15 protein-coding genes and 1 pseudogene are annotated in these 14147 nt (G+C 55.8%); 6 read left to right on the forward strand and 10 right to left on the reverse strand.

All coding sequences use genetic code 11. The features are described 5' to 3' along the window. Nucleotides 1-150: 150 nt before the first annotated feature. From hisD to ACP4CD_RS15250, 9 genes and pseudogenes are all read right to left on the reverse strand, one after another. Nucleotides 151-1451: pseudogene (gene hisD, locus ACP4CD_RS15210) on the reverse strand (histidinol dehydrogenase). After that, complete coding sequence (gene hisG, locus ACP4CD_RS15215; protein WP_071158592.1) at nucleotides 1448-2080, reverse strand: ATP phosphoribosyltransferase; 633 nt, start codon at nucleotides 2078-2080, stop codon at nucleotides 1448-1450. Before hisG ends, hisD begins: the two are co-directional and overlap by 4 nt. A gap of 14 nt (nucleotides 2081-2094) precedes the next feature. Next, a complete protein-coding gene (murA, locus tag ACP4CD_RS15220) occupies nucleotides 2095-3360 on the reverse strand; it encodes a UDP-N-acetylglucosamine 1-carboxyvinyltransferase (protein ID WP_313729253.1) in 1266 nt (421 codons plus the stop codon). A gap of 28 nt (nucleotides 3361-3388) precedes the next feature. Continuing rightward, on the reverse strand, nucleotides 3389-3697 hold the full coding sequence (locus ACP4CD_RS15225) for an STAS domain-containing protein (RefSeq protein ID WP_064031256.1): 309 nt from the start codon (nucleotides 3695-3697) through the stop codon (nucleotides 3389-3391). Next, the gene (gene mlaD, locus ACP4CD_RS15230; protein WP_071158594.1) at nucleotides 3697-4161 is read right to left on the reverse strand and encodes an outer membrane lipid asymmetry maintenance protein MlaD; all 465 of its coding nucleotides are present in this window, start codon (nucleotides 4159-4161) and stop codon (nucleotides 3697-3699) included. The genes ACP4CD_RS15225 and mlaD overlap by 1 nt, the downstream gene beginning before the upstream one ends. 1 nt (nucleotide 4162) lies before the next feature. Then, complete coding sequence (gene mlaE / locus ACP4CD_RS15235; RefSeq protein WP_064031254.1) at nucleotides 4163-4945, reverse strand: lipid asymmetry maintenance ABC transporter permease subunit MlaE; 783 nt, start codon at nucleotides 4943-4945, stop codon at nucleotides 4163-4165. A gap of 6 nt (nucleotides 4946-4951) precedes the next feature. Continuing rightward, on the reverse strand, nucleotides 4952-5779 hold the full coding sequence (locus ACP4CD_RS15240) for an ABC transporter ATP-binding protein (protein ID WP_071158608.1): 828 nt from the start codon (nucleotides 5777-5779) through the stop codon (nucleotides 4952-4954). Nucleotides 5780-6064: 285 nt separating this feature from the next. Beyond that, nucleotides 6065-6574 (reverse strand): YkgJ family cysteine cluster protein, encoded by a 510-nt coding sequence (locus ACP4CD_RS15245; RefSeq protein ID WP_426991514.1) that lies wholly within the window; start codon nucleotides 6572-6574, stop codon nucleotides 6065-6067. Nucleotides 6575-6738: 164 nt separating this feature from the next. Beyond that, nucleotides 6739-7875, reverse strand: a complete 1137-nt coding sequence (locus ACP4CD_RS15250; protein ID WP_426991515.1) for an acyltransferase family protein — start codon at nucleotides 7873-7875, stop codon at nucleotides 6739-6741. 348 nt (nucleotides 7876-8223) lie between these two features. On the opposite strand from ACP4CD_RS15250, the gene hisC reads away from it, so the two are divergent. From hisC to ACP4CD_RS15280, 6 genes are all read left to right on the forward strand, one after another. Next, a complete protein-coding gene (gene hisC, locus ACP4CD_RS15255; RefSeq protein WP_426991516.1) occupies nucleotides 8224-9312 on the forward strand; it encodes a histidinol-phosphate transaminase in 1089 nt (362 codons plus the stop codon). A 166-nt stretch (nucleotides 9313-9478) separates the two neighbouring features. Further along, entirely contained in the window at nucleotides 9479-10078 is a 600-nt protein-coding gene (gene petA, locus ACP4CD_RS15260; RefSeq protein ID WP_064031250.1) for a ubiquinol-cytochrome c reductase iron-sulfur subunit, read from the forward strand. Continuing rightward, complete coding sequence (locus ACP4CD_RS15265) at nucleotides 10075-11472, forward strand: cytochrome b (RefSeq protein WP_168033431.1); 1398 nt, start codon at nucleotides 10075-10077, stop codon at nucleotides 11470-11472. The genes petA and ACP4CD_RS15265 overlap by 4 nt, the downstream gene beginning before the upstream one ends. 3 nt (nucleotides 11473-11475) lie before the next feature. After that, nucleotides 11476-12195, forward strand: a complete 720-nt coding sequence (locus ACP4CD_RS15270; RefSeq protein ID WP_064031248.1) for a cytochrome c1 — start codon at nucleotides 11476-11478, stop codon at nucleotides 12193-12195. A 180-nt stretch (nucleotides 12196-12375) separates the two neighbouring features. Next, nucleotides 12376-13077, forward strand: a complete 702-nt coding sequence (locus ACP4CD_RS15275; RefSeq protein WP_426991518.1) for a lysozyme — start codon at nucleotides 12376-12378, stop codon at nucleotides 13075-13077. A 4-nt stretch (nucleotides 13078-13081) separates the two neighbouring features. After that, entirely contained in the window at nucleotides 13082-13531 is a 450-nt protein-coding gene (locus ACP4CD_RS15280; protein ID WP_064031246.1) for a lysozyme inhibitor LprI family protein, read from the forward strand. Between the two features lie 140 nt (nucleotides 13532-13671). On the opposite strand, the gene ACP4CD_RS15285 is transcribed toward ACP4CD_RS15280, so the two are convergent. After that, nucleotides 13672-14022 (reverse strand): hypothetical protein, encoded by a 351-nt coding sequence (locus ACP4CD_RS15285; protein WP_426991519.1) that lies wholly within the window; start codon nucleotides 14020-14022, stop codon nucleotides 13672-13674. Nucleotides 14023-14147: the final 125 nt, after the last annotated feature.

The following is a 14147-nucleotide window of genomic DNA, read 5'->3' on the forward strand; positions in this document are numbered from 1 at the left end:
CACATACCCGCTTGGGGCCACTTAACTTGATAGACAGCCGCTTATGATACGACGTAATCGCAAGCCACGCAACCTGCTACCGCTGAACGCACGGAACAATGCAATGGAATTACCCGCAAAATGACCCTGTGCGGAGTGTCAACCGCCGGATCAAACCCTAAACTCCGCCGACCTCGCGTGTGCCGTCAAACTTTCCCCCGCGCCAGCACGGACGCAATCTTGCCTAAATTGTGCGCGCCGGCGGCGGAACAGTTGATCAGGCTGCTGCGCTTTTGGAAGTCGTAAACGCCTAGCGGCGACGAGTAACGGGCAGTGCTTGAAGTGGGTAATACGTGATTAGGCCCGGCGCAATAGTCACCCAGCGCTTCGGCGGTGTAGCGGCCCATGAAGATAGCCCCGGCGTTACGGATGTTATCGGCCAGCGCCTCCGGGTTTTCGACCGACAACTCCAGATGTTCCGGCGCGATGCGATTGGCAACCTCGGCCGCTTGAGCCAAGTCGGCGACTTTGATGAAGGCGCCGCGACCGGTCAAGGAAGCACGGATAATGTCGGCCCGCTCCATCGTCGGCAATAGTTGGTTAATGCTGGCTTCAACCTTATCTAGAAAAACCGCATCCTGACTAATCAGAATGGCTTGGGCGTTTTCGTCGTGCTCGGCTTGAGAAAACAGATCCATCGCAATCCAATCCGGATTAGTCTGACCGTCGCAAATGATCAAAATCTCGGAAGGTCCGGCAATCATGTCGATGCCGACCTGGCCGAACACCAGTTTTTTCGCGGTCGCGACGTAAATATTGCCGGGGCCGACGATCTTATCGACGGCCGGCACGGTTTCGGTGCCGTAGGCCAGCGCGGCGACGGCTTGAGCGCCGCCGATCGTGAACACCCGGTCGACCCTTGCCACGTAAGCGGCTGCCAGCACCAACGGATTAGTTTCGCCGCCCGGTGTCGGCACCACCATGACCAGTTCGCCGACGCCTGCGACTTTGGCCGGTATCGCGTTCATCAATACCGACGACGGATACGCCGCCTTGCCGCCCGGCACGTACAGACCAGCCCTATCCAGTGGAGTGACCTTTTGGCCCAACAACGTGCCGTCGAGTTCGGTGAATTGCCAGGATTGCAGCTTCTGATGCTCGGCGTAGGCGCTTACCCGGTCGGCGGCGGTTTGCAAGGCGATGGCTTGAGCGCTGGGCAGCGTATCCCAAGCTAGTTTTAGCTCGCCGCTGGACAGCTCCAGTTCCGCACCGGATTTAAAGGCGGTTCGGTCGAAGCGGTTGGTGTAGTCTATTAACGCCCGGTCTCCGCGGTTGCGGACATCGCCGATAATGTCCAACACGCGCTTGTGGATCTCCAGGTCTTCACTGGCATCCCAAGCCAAACGGGCTTGCAGGCGTTTTTCAAAGTCGGCGGCGTTGCCGTCGAGTCTGAGCATCTTCATCGCGGTCATGCGGACCTCCGCGCTAAGGTGGTTTCGAACTGGTCGATTAACGCCTGGATAGCCTGATGTTTCATTTTCATCGCAGCCTTGTTGACCACCAACCGCGAGGTGATGTTAGCGATCAATTCGCGCGGCTCCAAACCGTTAGCTTTCAACGTGTTCCCGGTATCGACCAGATCGACTATGCAATCGGCCAAACCTACCAGCGGCGCCAGCTCCATCGAGCCGTAGAGCTTAATGATTTCGGCTTGCACCCCTAAGTCGGCGTAATAACGTCGGGCGGTTTTGACATATTTGGTCGCCACCCGCAAGTTAGCCTTCAAGGCCGGGGCCCCGACCGGCGCGGCGGTCATCAGCCGGCAGCCGGCGATACCTAAATCCAACGGCTCGTACAGGCTTTCCGCGCCGTGCTCCAGCAACACGTCCTTGCCGGCAATGCCCAGATCCGCCGCGCCGTATTCAACGAAGGTCGGCACGTCGGTGGCGCGGATGATCACCAATTGCACGTCGGACCGGGTGGTTTGCAAAATCAGCTTGCGACTTTTGTCAGGATCGTCGGTCGGCGTGATACCGGCTTGTTCCAAAAACGGCAAGGCTTCTTCGTAAATTCGGCCCTTGGATACGGCGATGGTCAGCATGGCGGATGTCTTGGCTAGTTGGGAACGCGGCGAATGGTGGCGCCCAGTTGCGCCAGCTTTTCCTCAATGTGGTCGTAGCCGCGGTCGATATGATAGATCCGATCCACCAGCGTTTCGCCCTCGGCGGCCAAACCGGCCAAAACCAAGCTGGCCGAGGCCCGCAAATCTGTCGCCATCACCGGCGCGGCCTTCATTTGTTCGATACCGGTACAGATCGCGGTATTGGACTCCAATTTGATTTGCGCCCCCATCCGCTGCAATTCCTGGACGTGCATGAAGCGGTTTTCGAACACGGTCTCGGTGATCAAGCCCACGCCTTCGGCCACCGAATTCAGCGCGGTGAACTGGGCCTGCATATCGGTCGGGAAGGCGGGGTAGGGCGCGGTGCGCACCGTGACCGCTTTCGGACGCTTACCGTGCATGTCCAGTTCGATCCAATTCTCGCCGCAGGTGATGTCGGCGCCGGCCTCCTTGAGCTTGACCAGTACCGCGTCAAGAATCGTCGGATCGGTGTTTTTCAGTTTAACCCGGCCGCGGCTGATCGCGCCGGCCACCAGATAGGTGCCGGTCTCGATGCGGTCCGGCAGGATGTCGTAGTGCAGGCCGGCCACGCCCAGCTTTTCGACACCTTCCACTGTCAGAATGTCGGTGCCAATGCCGGTGATCTTGGCGCCCATTTTATTGAGAAAGTGTGCAAGATCGGTGACTTCCGGTTCCTTGGCGGCGTTTTCAATAATCGTCACGCCTTCGGCCAACGTGGCGGCCATCAGAATATTTTCGGTACCGGTCACGGTGATTTTGTCCAGCACCAGCCTGCAGCCTTGCAGGCGCTTGGCTTTGGCGTGGATGTAACCGGATTCGACAGTAATGTCCGCGCCCATTTTGATCAGAGAATCGATGTGAATATCGACTGGCCGAGTACCGATCGCGCAACCGCCCGGCAATGACACGTAAGCCTCGCCGAAGCGAGCCAGCAAGGGGCCCAGTACCAGGATCGACGCGCGCATGGTTTTTACCAATTCGTAGGGCGCTTCGTACTTATGAATGGTGCTGGAATCGACTTCGATGTTCATTTTCTCATCGACGGTCAAGCCGACGCCCATTTGCCCCAGCAATTCCATTGTGGTGGTGATGTCGTGCAAATGCGGAATGTTGCCGACGCTGACCGGCACTTCGGACAGCAAGGTGGCGGCTAGAATCGGCAAAGCGGCGTTCTTGGCGCCGGAGATTCTCAGTTCGCCGGTCAGCGGTTTACCGCCGGTTATTAACAATTTATCCATGGGTGTATGCGATGGTTTGGCGGCGCGATCAGCCGCGGTTGGCAAAATATTCGGTTTCGTCGAAACCGCTGAGTTTGGCGAGCGCCAGCAGTTGCGCCGGCACGTTTTTGAAAGTCAGGCGCACCCGGCTGGCCCGGCTCTGCTTGATCCATTCGATCATCAAAGCCAAACCGGCACTGTCGGTGGTACCGACTTGAGCCAGGTCGATGCAGATACTGTCCATGCCTTTCAGGAACTTAAACGATTTCAGGGATTGTCTGTCGATGCTGGCAAAGGTCAAATTGCCGGTGACGGCGTAGTGACCGGGCGCCAGTTCGCTCAGCGTCAATACGGCCATTACTTGCCTTCCGCCTTATTCATCATGAATTTACTGATCATTTCCTCCAATACGATGGCCGAGCTGGTGATATCGAGCTTACTCTTGTCCTTTAAAAAACTGTCCGACGAACCCGGATCGATATTGATGTACTGCTCGCCTAGCAGACCCGCCGTATAAATACTGGCACCGGAATCTTCGGGCAGATTGTCGTACTTGGCTTCTATGCGCATTTCCACGACAGACTCGTGGCTTTCGTGGTCCAACGTAATCGCCGACACCCTGCCGATGCGGACCCCAGCGATGGACACCGGCGACTTGACTTTCAGACCACCGGAGTTTTGAAAGCGGGCAATCACGGTATAGCTGTCGTCGCTGGTATAAGTACCCAGGTTGCTGACCTGCAAGGCCATGTAAAACAGTGCGGCAATGCCGCAAGCGACGAACAGGCCGACCAAGGTGTCCTGTGTCTTGGAATGCTGCATGTTAAATGTCTCCAAACATCAGTGCGGTTAGTATGAAATCGAGAGCCAGTACCGAGAACGCCGAGTTGACCACGGTACGGGTGGTGGCGCGACTGACGCCCTCCGACGTTGGGATAGCGTCGTAACCTTCGAATAGCGCAATCCACGACACCACGAAGCCGAATACCACGCTTTTGATGACACCGTTGACGATGTCTTCCTGAAAATCGATGCTGGCTTGCATCTGCGCCCAAAACGCGCCGTCGTCCACGCCAAGCATGCCGACGCCAACCAGATGGCCGCCCATCACGCCGATCGCGCTGAACAAAGCCGCCAACAGCGGCATCGACAGGAAGCCGGCTAGAAAACGCGGCGAAATAATGCGTTTGATCGGGTCGACCGCCATCATTTCCATGCCGGACAGTTGTTCCGTAGCCTTCATCAGACCGATCTCGGCGGTCAGCGCCGAACCGGCGCGGCCGGCGAACAACAGAGCCGACACCACCGGCCCCAACTCTCGAACCAGCGATGCGGCGACCATCACGCCCAGCGACTCTTCGGCGCCGAAGTCCGACAGGATATTAAAGCCTTGCAAGCCGAGCACCATGCCGACGAACAGACCGGAAATGGTGATGATCAGGAAGGACAAAACGCCGACCGAATACAGTTGCTTGAGCAGCAAATTGGGACGCGGCAACACGTCGCCGATGCCGGTCAAGGTATGGGACAGGAAAAACGCGCCGCGGCCGAGCTTGGCAAAGCTGTCGCGGGTGGTTTTGCCCAGGTTTTGCAAAAATTCTAGCATCGCTAATTACAAGGTAGTTTTGCCGGCCAGCAGGTCGTCCAGGTAATCGGGCGCTGGGTAGTGGAAGTGTACCGGACCGTCCGCGTCGCCGTGCATAAACTGTTGCACCCAAGCCGAGTCCGACTGTCGCAACTGTTGCGGCGTGCCCTGGCCGACGATTTTGCCTTCCGACAAGACGTAGATGTAATCAGCGATCGCGGCGGTTTCCTGCACGTCGTGCGATACGATGATGCTGGTCAATCCCAATGTCACGTTCAACGACTTGATCAAATGCACTAATGCGCCCATCGAAATCGGGTCCTGGCCGGTAAACGGTTCGTCGTACATAATCATCAACGGATCGAGAGCGATGGCCCGAGCCAGAGCCACCCGACGCGCCATGCCGCCCGATAATTCGTTGGGCATCAGACGGTGAGCACCGCGCAAGCCGACCGCATGCAACTTCATCAGCACCAGCGTACGTATCATGGATTCCGGCAGATGAGTGTGCTCGCGCAACGGAAACGCCACGTTATCGTAAACGTTCATGTCGGTCAGCAAGGCACCGCTTTGAAACAGCATGCCCATCCGCTTCCGCAATTCGTAAAGCTCGCGGGTTTTCAGGCGATGCACGTTTTGACCATCGACCAGAATTTGACCCCGGTCCGGCGCCAGTTGGCCGCCGATCAGTTTCAGCAAAGTGGTTTTACCGGTGCCACTGGGCCCCATGATCGCAGTGATTTTGCCGCGCTGTATGGACAGATCGACGCCGTCGAAAATTTTTCTAGTGCCCCTGGCAAAGCTCAAGTTGCTGACGGAAACGATATGGTTTTCGGGGCTTGCGCTGCTGGGCATTTGCGGAGTTCGCCGGCGGATATTAGATTTAAACGGGTTATTTTCCATGAGTCCTCGAGCTTAAGTCAATGCAAGACTGGGGAAAGTTCCTTTAAGTGACCGCAATAGATGGTCGACCGCTCGAATGGCAGGCTGGAGTCCAAGACCAGGACCGGTTGAGATTCGCCGAAGAAAGGTCGACACAGAGCTCATGAAGTTGCTTAATTACCCTCGAAACGCACGCAAATGCTTCGTCAAATCAGCAGGAGTTACAGTTACATCCCAGCGACAGACACAACTCAAACATCATCCAGAATTCTCGGCGAGCAACGACTCTTGAAACCACTCCGTTAACGCCTTGGCCGCACCCATCGCGTCGAGCCGTCTATCGATCGCATCGTGATTACCCCAAACCACATCGTTTAAAACGCCGCTGTCGGCTTGAGCTTGGATATCATTGCAGTACAAACCTTTGTCGCGTTGCACATAGTAGCCGTAAGTGCGGCAGGCGACCGGGCGCTGAAGGTAAACCCGGCAACTGCCGGTTGAGCGATCGAGTAGCGGGCAAACTAACGGACGATTGACTTGTTTAGCAAGATCAACGATCTCTTGACCCACCGTCCGCATCACGTCCGGCGGCAACAACGCTAGCCCTTCGGCCAGCAGCTCCCACTCGGCACTGCTGATTTTGGGGATGTCCGCCAGCCTGTGGCAGCAGCCTTCGCAACCACGCCGACACAGCCATTTGGAATGCGCGGCGCGGGTCGCGGCAACTCGGGCATCAATATCGGTGTGCAACGATCTGAGTAGAGACATGGTCGCGCTGAGTGGTTACGATGATAGTTAACATAGTACCCGAGGCAGAGCCGTTTGCCATCGACGGCCCGTTCGCCTCAGTGTTTTTCGTAAAACACCGGACCGAGTCAAACCAACCCAGGCGACGTTCCGGCCTTCCTAAGCTCCAATTGCCCGAGGTGCGATCAGTGTCTTGCGAGCACGACGCGGTCCGCCAACCAACGACCGACCACGATACTGGGGATCTCCACAAGACGATAACAAAGCAAGGCCAAGCCTTGCACGATCAACATCGTCAGCAACCATCCCCCCAACCACAAGAACAGGCGGTTCTCGCTAAACGCTTGCAGACCCATCAAAACGTAAGGGGTCAGACATATCAGGACCGCCATGTGAATCAGGTAGGTGCTGTAGGAAACCTTGCCGATTTGCCGCAGCGAGGCCTTCGACAAAATGGCCTGCACGCGGACCGACGCAAGCACGAACAGCAAGATCATGCTGGCACCCAGACCGGTTCCTAACCACACCAATTGACCGTCGCTCCACGCTATCCACGACTTGGGTAGCAAAGTTGCTCCGGTATAAAACAACGTCCCCACGCCCAACAAGAAACGCCGTAGCGCCGGAGATCCGACCAGATAGGCTTTGATCGTAGGCAGATAGCGGGCAATGGTCAAACCCAACAAAAAATGCAGCAAAAAGGCCGACACGCCCAGCAAAGCAATGGCCAACACGCTGAAAAAGACCACCCAGGACGTGCCACGATCAACCAGCAGCAAGCCAACCGGCAGTAACAGGGACAACACCAACTCGACGCCCAGTGTCCAGGATTGCGGCAACAGCACGATAAGATCCGGCATATCCAGCAAAAAGCCCTCCCTGACCATCGCCGACACATCCAACGGAAATTTATGCCACATATTTACGATCCAGTCGGTCGGCGCCAGCGCGGTAACCGGTACCGGGCGACCGAAGGTGTGATTGAACAATCCGGCGCTGAGCCCCAACACCAATAGGTACGGAAACCAAATTCGAAACACTCGACCGATCAAAAACCGTGTCAAATCGAAGCGCGTCAAGTCCGGCATGTGGCCATGCTGGAAGTACTTTAGGGAAAGCACCAGACCGCTCAACACGAAGAACATCGACACCGCCGCGGAACCTTCCCACCAAAAATGCAACGGCGAAAAATCCAAAATTTGTTCGCATAACGGTGTTTGACAGGGCAAGCCATAAGCAATCACATAATGCTCGCTGACCACGGTCAACGCCGCCAAGCCGCGAATCGTGTCGAGATAGCTGATGTGGGTTTGTTTGTGCACGACGGAGCCTTGACTTGCTACTTTAGACCTAGGCCTAAAAATGTAGTCGGTGTTCGAATTTGTGCATGGAGGCGTTCGCTTTCGGCCATTTGCGCGCATACCTTCTGGAACTCCGTGAAGGATGCGGCCGGGCTTTGCCTGCTTATCTCCAGCGGTGTTAGAATCCGCGCGGCATCGATCTCGCGCCGAAGCGAGCGATGTGCGTCAACGGGGACGCTGGACCGCCGGTTTTCCGAGGTTAGGCTTTCGCTCTCCGCTTTGGTAGAATCGGCCCAATTTGCCTGCGGCCGTCCGATTGACCGGACCTAGTACCTCGCCGCCCATTCCGATTTCGCCGATTTCGACACCATGCCTAACCACGCGCTTACCAAGCTGTTCCGCCCCGAAGTTCTCGCCATGTCGGCCTATCATGTCGCCGATGCCCGCAACTTGATCAAACTCGACGCGATGGAAAATCCGTACACCTGGCCGGAAGACATTCAGCAACGCTGGTTGGAATCGTTGAAAGCCTGCCCGATCAACCGCTATCCGGACCCGACCGGTTCCGCCTTGTGCGAACAATTAAGACGCGCGAACGCGATTCCGGATCATGCCGCGCTATTGCTCGGGAACGGTTCGGACGAAATCATCCAGATTCTGCTGATGGCGCTATCCGCCGATGCCACGGTACTGGCTCCGGAACCCGGCTTTGTGATGTACCGACAAATCGCCCGTAGCCTGGGACTAAATTATGTCGGCGTACCGCTGGCGACCGATTTCGCGTTGGACTTGTCCGCGATGCTGGCAGCCATCGCCGACAACCGGCCGGCGGCGATTTTCATAGCCTATCCGAACAACCCAACCGGCAATCTGTTCGACGCCCAAGCCATCAAAACCATCATCGCCGCGGCGCCGGGATTGGTTGTCGTTGACGAGGCTTACGCGCCGTTCGCCGACGCCAGCTTCGTCGGCGAATTAGGGAATTATCCCAATCTGCTAGTGATGCGTACCGTCTCCAAACTCGGTCTGGCGGGTTTACGTCTGGGCTATTTGGCCGGCCCGGCCGAGATCGTCGCCGAACTCGACAAAGTTCGCCTGCCCTACAACATTAATAGCCTGACCCAAGCGACCGTCGGCTTCGCGTTGGAACACGGCGACTTCCTCGCGCAACAAACCCAAGCCATCCGTGCCGAGCGAACTGCAATGGCCAAGGCCTTAAAAGCCTGGCCGACGCTGACCGTCTATCCCAGTTCGGCCAATTTCATTCTGTTTCGCACACCGGCCGGCACCGCCGACCAATTGTTCGCCGGACTGAAAGCCCGCGGAATTTTAATCAAGAATCTGTCCGGCCAAGGCGGCGTGCTAAGCGACTGCCTACGGGTCACGATAGGCAAACCCGAAGAAAACCAGAGTTTTCTGAACGCGCTGGCCGCAGCTCTGGCCGAATTACCGCGCTGAAGGCGCCAGCTCCCCGTTTGGGCCAAAACCGCCAGCAACCCACGCCAGGCGCGGCCGCCAGCCCAAGAACCATTTCATTAATCCGGGCCAGTAAGGTATATTTGCCAAAAACTATAATAATCGGTGTATTGCCCGATACACCGCACATCACGCAGGAGTGTTACCTATGAACCAAGAAGGCGTCGATCATTCAAAACGCCAGTTTCTGACCTCGGCTTTGTCGGTGGTCGGAGCCGTGGGGGCCGGCTATCTGGCCGTTCCCTTTCTCTCGCAAATGCAGCCGAGCGCCAAGGCCATGGCCGCCGGCGCGCCGGTCGAGGTCGATATCAGCAAAATGGAGTCCGGCCAATTGATCCGCGTCGCTTGGCGCGGCAAACCCGTTTGGGTTTTGAATCGAACCCCGGAGGTTTTATCTACGCTGGCGACTTTGGACAGCAAACTCGCAGACCCTGTCTCCAACGAATCCCATCAACCCGATTACGCCAAAAACTCGTTGCGCGCGCTGAAACCTGAAATTTTCGTCGCGGTCGGCCTGTGTACCCATCTGGGTTGCTCGCCCACGTTTCGCCCGGAAATCGCCCCTAACGATCTCGGCCCCGATTGGAAAGGCGGATTTTTCTGCCCTTGCCACGGCTCCTGGTTCGATTTAGCCGGCCGCGTCTATCGCGGCGTGCCGGCTCCGACCAATCTCGAGATTCCACCCTACCGTTACGTGACCGACAGCCTGATCATGATCGGCGAAGACAACGAGGCGAAATCAGCATGAAGCAAAAAATGAATCAATGCAGCGACTGGCTGCTGGAGCGTTTTCCACTCTCCGATTTGTGGAACGAACACATGGCGCATTACTACGCGCCGAAAAATTTCAACATCTGGTATTTCTTCGGCTCGTTGGCGCTGTTCGTGCTCGTCAACCAGTTCATAACCGGCATTCTTCTGACGATGAATTACAAACCGGATGCCAAACTGGCCTTCGACTCGGTCGAATACATCATGCGCGACGTCAACTGGGGCTGGCTGGTACGCTATATGCATTCCACCGGTGCCTCGGCGTTCTTCATCGTCGTCTATCTGCACATGTTCCGCGGCCTGATGTACGGCTCGTTCAAACAACCGCGCGAGCTGATCTGGATTTTCGGCATGCTGATCTTCGTGTGCCTGATGGCCGAAGCTTTCATGGGCTATCTACTGCCTTGGGGCCAAATGTCCTACTGGGGCGCGCAGGTCATCATCTCGTTGTTTAGCGCAATACCGGTAGTCGGCGACGAATTGTCGCTGTGGATCCGCGGCGACTATGTGGTTTCCGACGCTACCTTGAACCGCTTCTTCGCGTTCCACGTCATCGCGGTGCCGCTGGTTTTGCTGATTCTGGTATTCCTGCACATCGTCGCACTGCACGAAGTAGGTTCGAACAATCCGGACGGCATCGAAATCAAGGAAAATCTGAACTGGAAAGAACATCCGATTGACGGCATCCCCTTCCATCCGTACTACACCGTCAAGGACATCGTTGGCGTCGGCGTGTTCATGTTCTTTTTCGCGACGGTAATTTTTTATATGCCGGAAATGGGTGGATTCTTTTTGGAGCACGCCAACTTTATCCCTGCCGATCCGCTGAAGACCCCGGAACACATCGCGCCGGTCTGGTACTTCACACCGTTCTACGCGATTCTGCGCGCGGTTCCCGACAAGTTCGCCGGCGTCATCGCGATGGGCGGCGCGATCGTAGTGCTGTTCATGCTGCCTTGGCTAGATCGCAGCCCGGTCAAATCCATCCGCTATCGCGGCGGTATGTTCAAGAAAGCGCTGTTGCTGTTCGTGATCAGCTTCATCGGCTTAGGCTATTTGGGCACCCAACCGGCCACGCCGACGGCGACGACGGTGGCCCGCTTCCTGACCGCGATCTACTTCGGCTTCTTCCTTCTGATGCCGTTATATACCCGTTGGGAGAAAACCAAACCGCTGCCCGAGCGCCTGACGGAACAACCAACGTTGGAAGACCGCATCCCAGCGGTATTGGCACTGATCGACGAAGTCGTTGAGGTTCATCATGTTCCGGACAATTTAGGAGGAACCATCGCCAAGAAAAGGCCGAATTGGGCCGGCGTTCAAGCCGTGCTGATTCGTTTTGTCAAAAACCTGAAAAAGAGCCTGGACTAAGCCATGAAAAAGATACTCTGCACTCTTTTGTTTTTGCTGCCTTTTTGCGTTAACGCCAGTAGCGGAATCGAACTGGATAGTCCGGACATCGATCTCAGCGACACCGCATCGTTGGAACGCGGCGCCAAGCATTACGTCACCTATTGCTTGGGCTGCCATTCCGCGAAGCACATTCGTTACAAGCGCATCGCGATGGATTTAAAGCTGGATGAAAGCGAAATCCTGAAAAACGTCGCGCCGCTCGGTGCCGGCATATACGATCAGATGCATTCGGCGATGAATGCCCACGACGCCGAAAAGTGGTTTGGCACTACGCCGCCGGATCTGTCGCTAATTGCCCGCTCACGCGGCGCGGACTGGCTATATACCTATCTGCGGAGCTTTTACAACGACAAAAACAAGCCGCTAGGCGTCAACAACTCGGTCTTTCCGGATGTCGGCATGCCCAACGTATTCTGGCAATTGCAAGGCACGCAGACCGCAGTGGTTCATAAGGTCGACGGTCGCGACGTGATCACCGAACTCAAATTGGAGCAACCCGGCCAGTTGTCGCCCAAGGAATTCGACAAGATGGTGACCGACTTGGTTAACTTCCTAGTCTACGTCGGCGAGCCGGTGCAGTTGGAACGCCAGCAAATGGGTAAATTCGTGCTGTTCTTCCTGCTGATGTTCATCGCACTCGCGTACTTATTGAAGAAGGAATACTGGAAAGACGTACACTAATAGCCAAGGCCGTAGAGCAAAAACCGGTAGAGGGCTAGGCTCTCTACCGGTTTTTTTATCCGGAAAATTTGGACTGCGGCATCGGCCCTATGCCTGCTGAGAAACAATTCCGGTCTATACTCCGGTAACACGCATTCCAGACAGCTTGTATGCCGCGCTTTTTTGCAATGAGAATTCGATATGGCGAGCTACCGCATTCCAGGCCCGTTACAAGGATTGTTCGACAACGATATCGACCAAGGCACGCTATGCCGGTCGCTTAGCCCATTACCCGGCCCGCACATACTCACGACTGGATACCACTGCTTGTTCGCGGAAGTCTCCGCCGGCAGGTCGAGCTTGAGTGGCACTTCGCTGCAAAGCGACACCAACCCCGCCAAGGAACTAGCCCTGAGCGGAGACGGATTGAAGCTATTGAAAGACATCGAAACATTACGTTTAAAGCCATACGACGACCAAACCGGCAAGGAAATTAACGCATGGGTCGCGGGAGCAACCGTCGGTTACGGGCATTTGATCAAAGCCGCCGAATGGAATTTGTACAAAAACGGCATCACCGAGTTTACTGCGAGTACATTGTTCGGTCTGGACCTCACGCCGTTTGTCACGGCGGTTCGTAGCAGGATTACGAGTTCCTTGGAACAGCACCAGTTTGATGCCTTAGTGATGCTGGCTTTCAACATCGGCGCCGGTGCCAACGGCTTTGCCGATTCCTCGGTGGTTAAGATGATCAACGACCCCACCGTGAAAACCAATTACCCCAATCTGGAAGCCGCCTGGAAGGCTTGGAATAAGTCGCAAGGCAAGGTATTGAAAGGCTTGGAGAATCGCCGCGCATGCGAATGGGTGGTTTTTTCACAAGGCGTTTACAAAAAATGGTGAGCAAATGATCGGATTCCGTCGCCGTTCCGCGTTGATCGCGGTTGTGTTGAGCTTAAGTTTTAATTTCGCGCACGCGATCGACAACCCCGACACCCCGGATCTTACAGCGGAATTCCTATCTCGCGCCGATGCGTTCGAACAGGCAATTTACCAACACGCGCAAACCACGGAACAAACCGATCAGGCTTACCGCGACTACGCAGAGTTTTTGGATAAGGCGCTTAACCGCGCGTATTCATCTCTGCAGAAAAATCTGCCCGAACCGAGCAAACAAACCTTGTTGCGTTCGCAACGCTTATGGCTACAATTTCGCGATGCTGAACTGGATTTTATTAACGGAAATTGGACCATCGAGCAATTCGGCTCTTCTTCAGCGATTTCCCGTCACGGCTACCGAACCGCTCTGATCAAAAGCCGCGTATTGGAATTATTGCAATACCTAAAAAATTATTAGACCTTACTCAGCATACTCCGCGCCGACTACGGAATTCCGAGCAGGAACGCCGACGCGCCGCGAGAACGGCAACCATCACAGATCATCACTCCGATGTATCAATCCCCGCGGATTTTTAACGACATTCCGAAATAGGGTGTTCACGGCGTTTCAACTGGATGTGACTCGCCCTTCATTTTGGCCTTACCGATTTGCAACATCTTTTCCTTATAGTCGGGCAGCATCGCTTTAAATTCGTTTTGCGCGGATTCTCGAGCCTGACGATCGCTTAAATTAGCGTCGAAGCGCTCAATAACATTCTTGACGGCGTTTTCGGTAGCCTTGGCGTCTTCAGTCATCACCCGCAATTCGCTACGGTTAGGTTTTACCGGCTCATCGGGTACGGCGCTCTGCCCAACCGGCGGCACGCCGCCCCCGCCCCGGAAGTCGGCGGCCTTGCACTCGTCTGTTGTACGGATTGTTTGTTCGACGAACTGTCGTCGGAAGAACAAGCACTTAGTAACATGGCCAAAGCAGCCACACTAAACCGAAGCCTCATCGTCATTCAACCCGGTCGATAGCTTGCGTGTTAAAGCGCGGTGACCAAACGCCATATGGCTCGGTAACCCGCCTGGGA

Source organism: Methylomonas stagni, assembly GCF_050154735.1.
In the GTDB taxonomy this organism is placed as follows: Bacteria; Pseudomonadota; Gammaproteobacteria; order Methylococcales; family Methylomonadaceae; genus Methylomonas; species Methylomonas koyamae_A.

Bases quoted from the DNA above. Each gene is read 5' to 3' on its own strand.
- hisG (WP_071158592.1), bottom strand. From the start codon at position 2,080: ATGCTGACCATCGCCGTATCCAAGGGCCGAATTTACGAAGAAGCCTTG.
- murA (WP_313729253.1), bottom strand. From the start codon at position 3,360: ATGGATAAATTGTTAATAACCGGCGGTAAACCGCTGACCGGCGAACTG.
- ACP4CD_RS15225 (WP_064031256.1), bottom strand. From the start codon at position 3,697: ATGGCCGTATTGACGCTGAGCGAACTGGCGCCCGGTCACTACGCCGTC.
- mlaD (WP_071158594.1), bottom strand. From the start codon at position 4,161: ATGCAGCATTCCAAGACACAGGACACCTTGGTCGGCCTGTTCGTCGCT.
- mlaE (WP_064031254.1), bottom strand. From the start codon at position 4,945: ATGCTAGAATTTTTGCAAAACCTGGGCAAAACCACCCGCGACAGCTTT.
- ACP4CD_RS15240 (WP_071158608.1), bottom strand. From the start codon at position 5,779: ATGCCCAGCAGCGCAAGCCCCGAAAACCATATCGTTTCCGTCAGCAAC.
- ACP4CD_RS15245 (WP_426991514.1), bottom strand. From the start codon at position 6,574: ATGTCTCTACTCAGATCGTTGCACACCGATATTGATGCCCGAGTTGCC.
- hisC (WP_426991516.1), top strand. From the start codon at position 8,224: ATGCCTAACCACGCGCTTACCAAGCTGTTCCGCCCCGAAGTTCTCGCC.
- petA (WP_064031250.1), top strand. From the start codon at position 9,479: ATGAACCAAGAAGGCGTCGATCATTCAAAACGCCAGTTTCTGACCTCG.
- ACP4CD_RS15265 (WP_168033431.1), top strand. From the start codon at position 10,075: ATGAAGCAAAAAATGAATCAATGCAGCGACTGGCTGCTGGAGCGTTTT.
- ACP4CD_RS15270 (WP_064031248.1), top strand. From the start codon at position 11,476: ATGAAAAAGATACTCTGCACTCTTTTGTTTTTGCTGCCTTTTTGCGTT.
- ACP4CD_RS15275 (WP_426991518.1), top strand. From the start codon at position 12,376: ATGGCGAGCTACCGCATTCCAGGCCCGTTACAAGGATTGTTCGACAAC.
- ACP4CD_RS15280 (WP_064031246.1), top strand. From the start codon at position 13,082: ATGATCGGATTCCGTCGCCGTTCCGCGTTGATCGCGGTTGTGTTGAGC.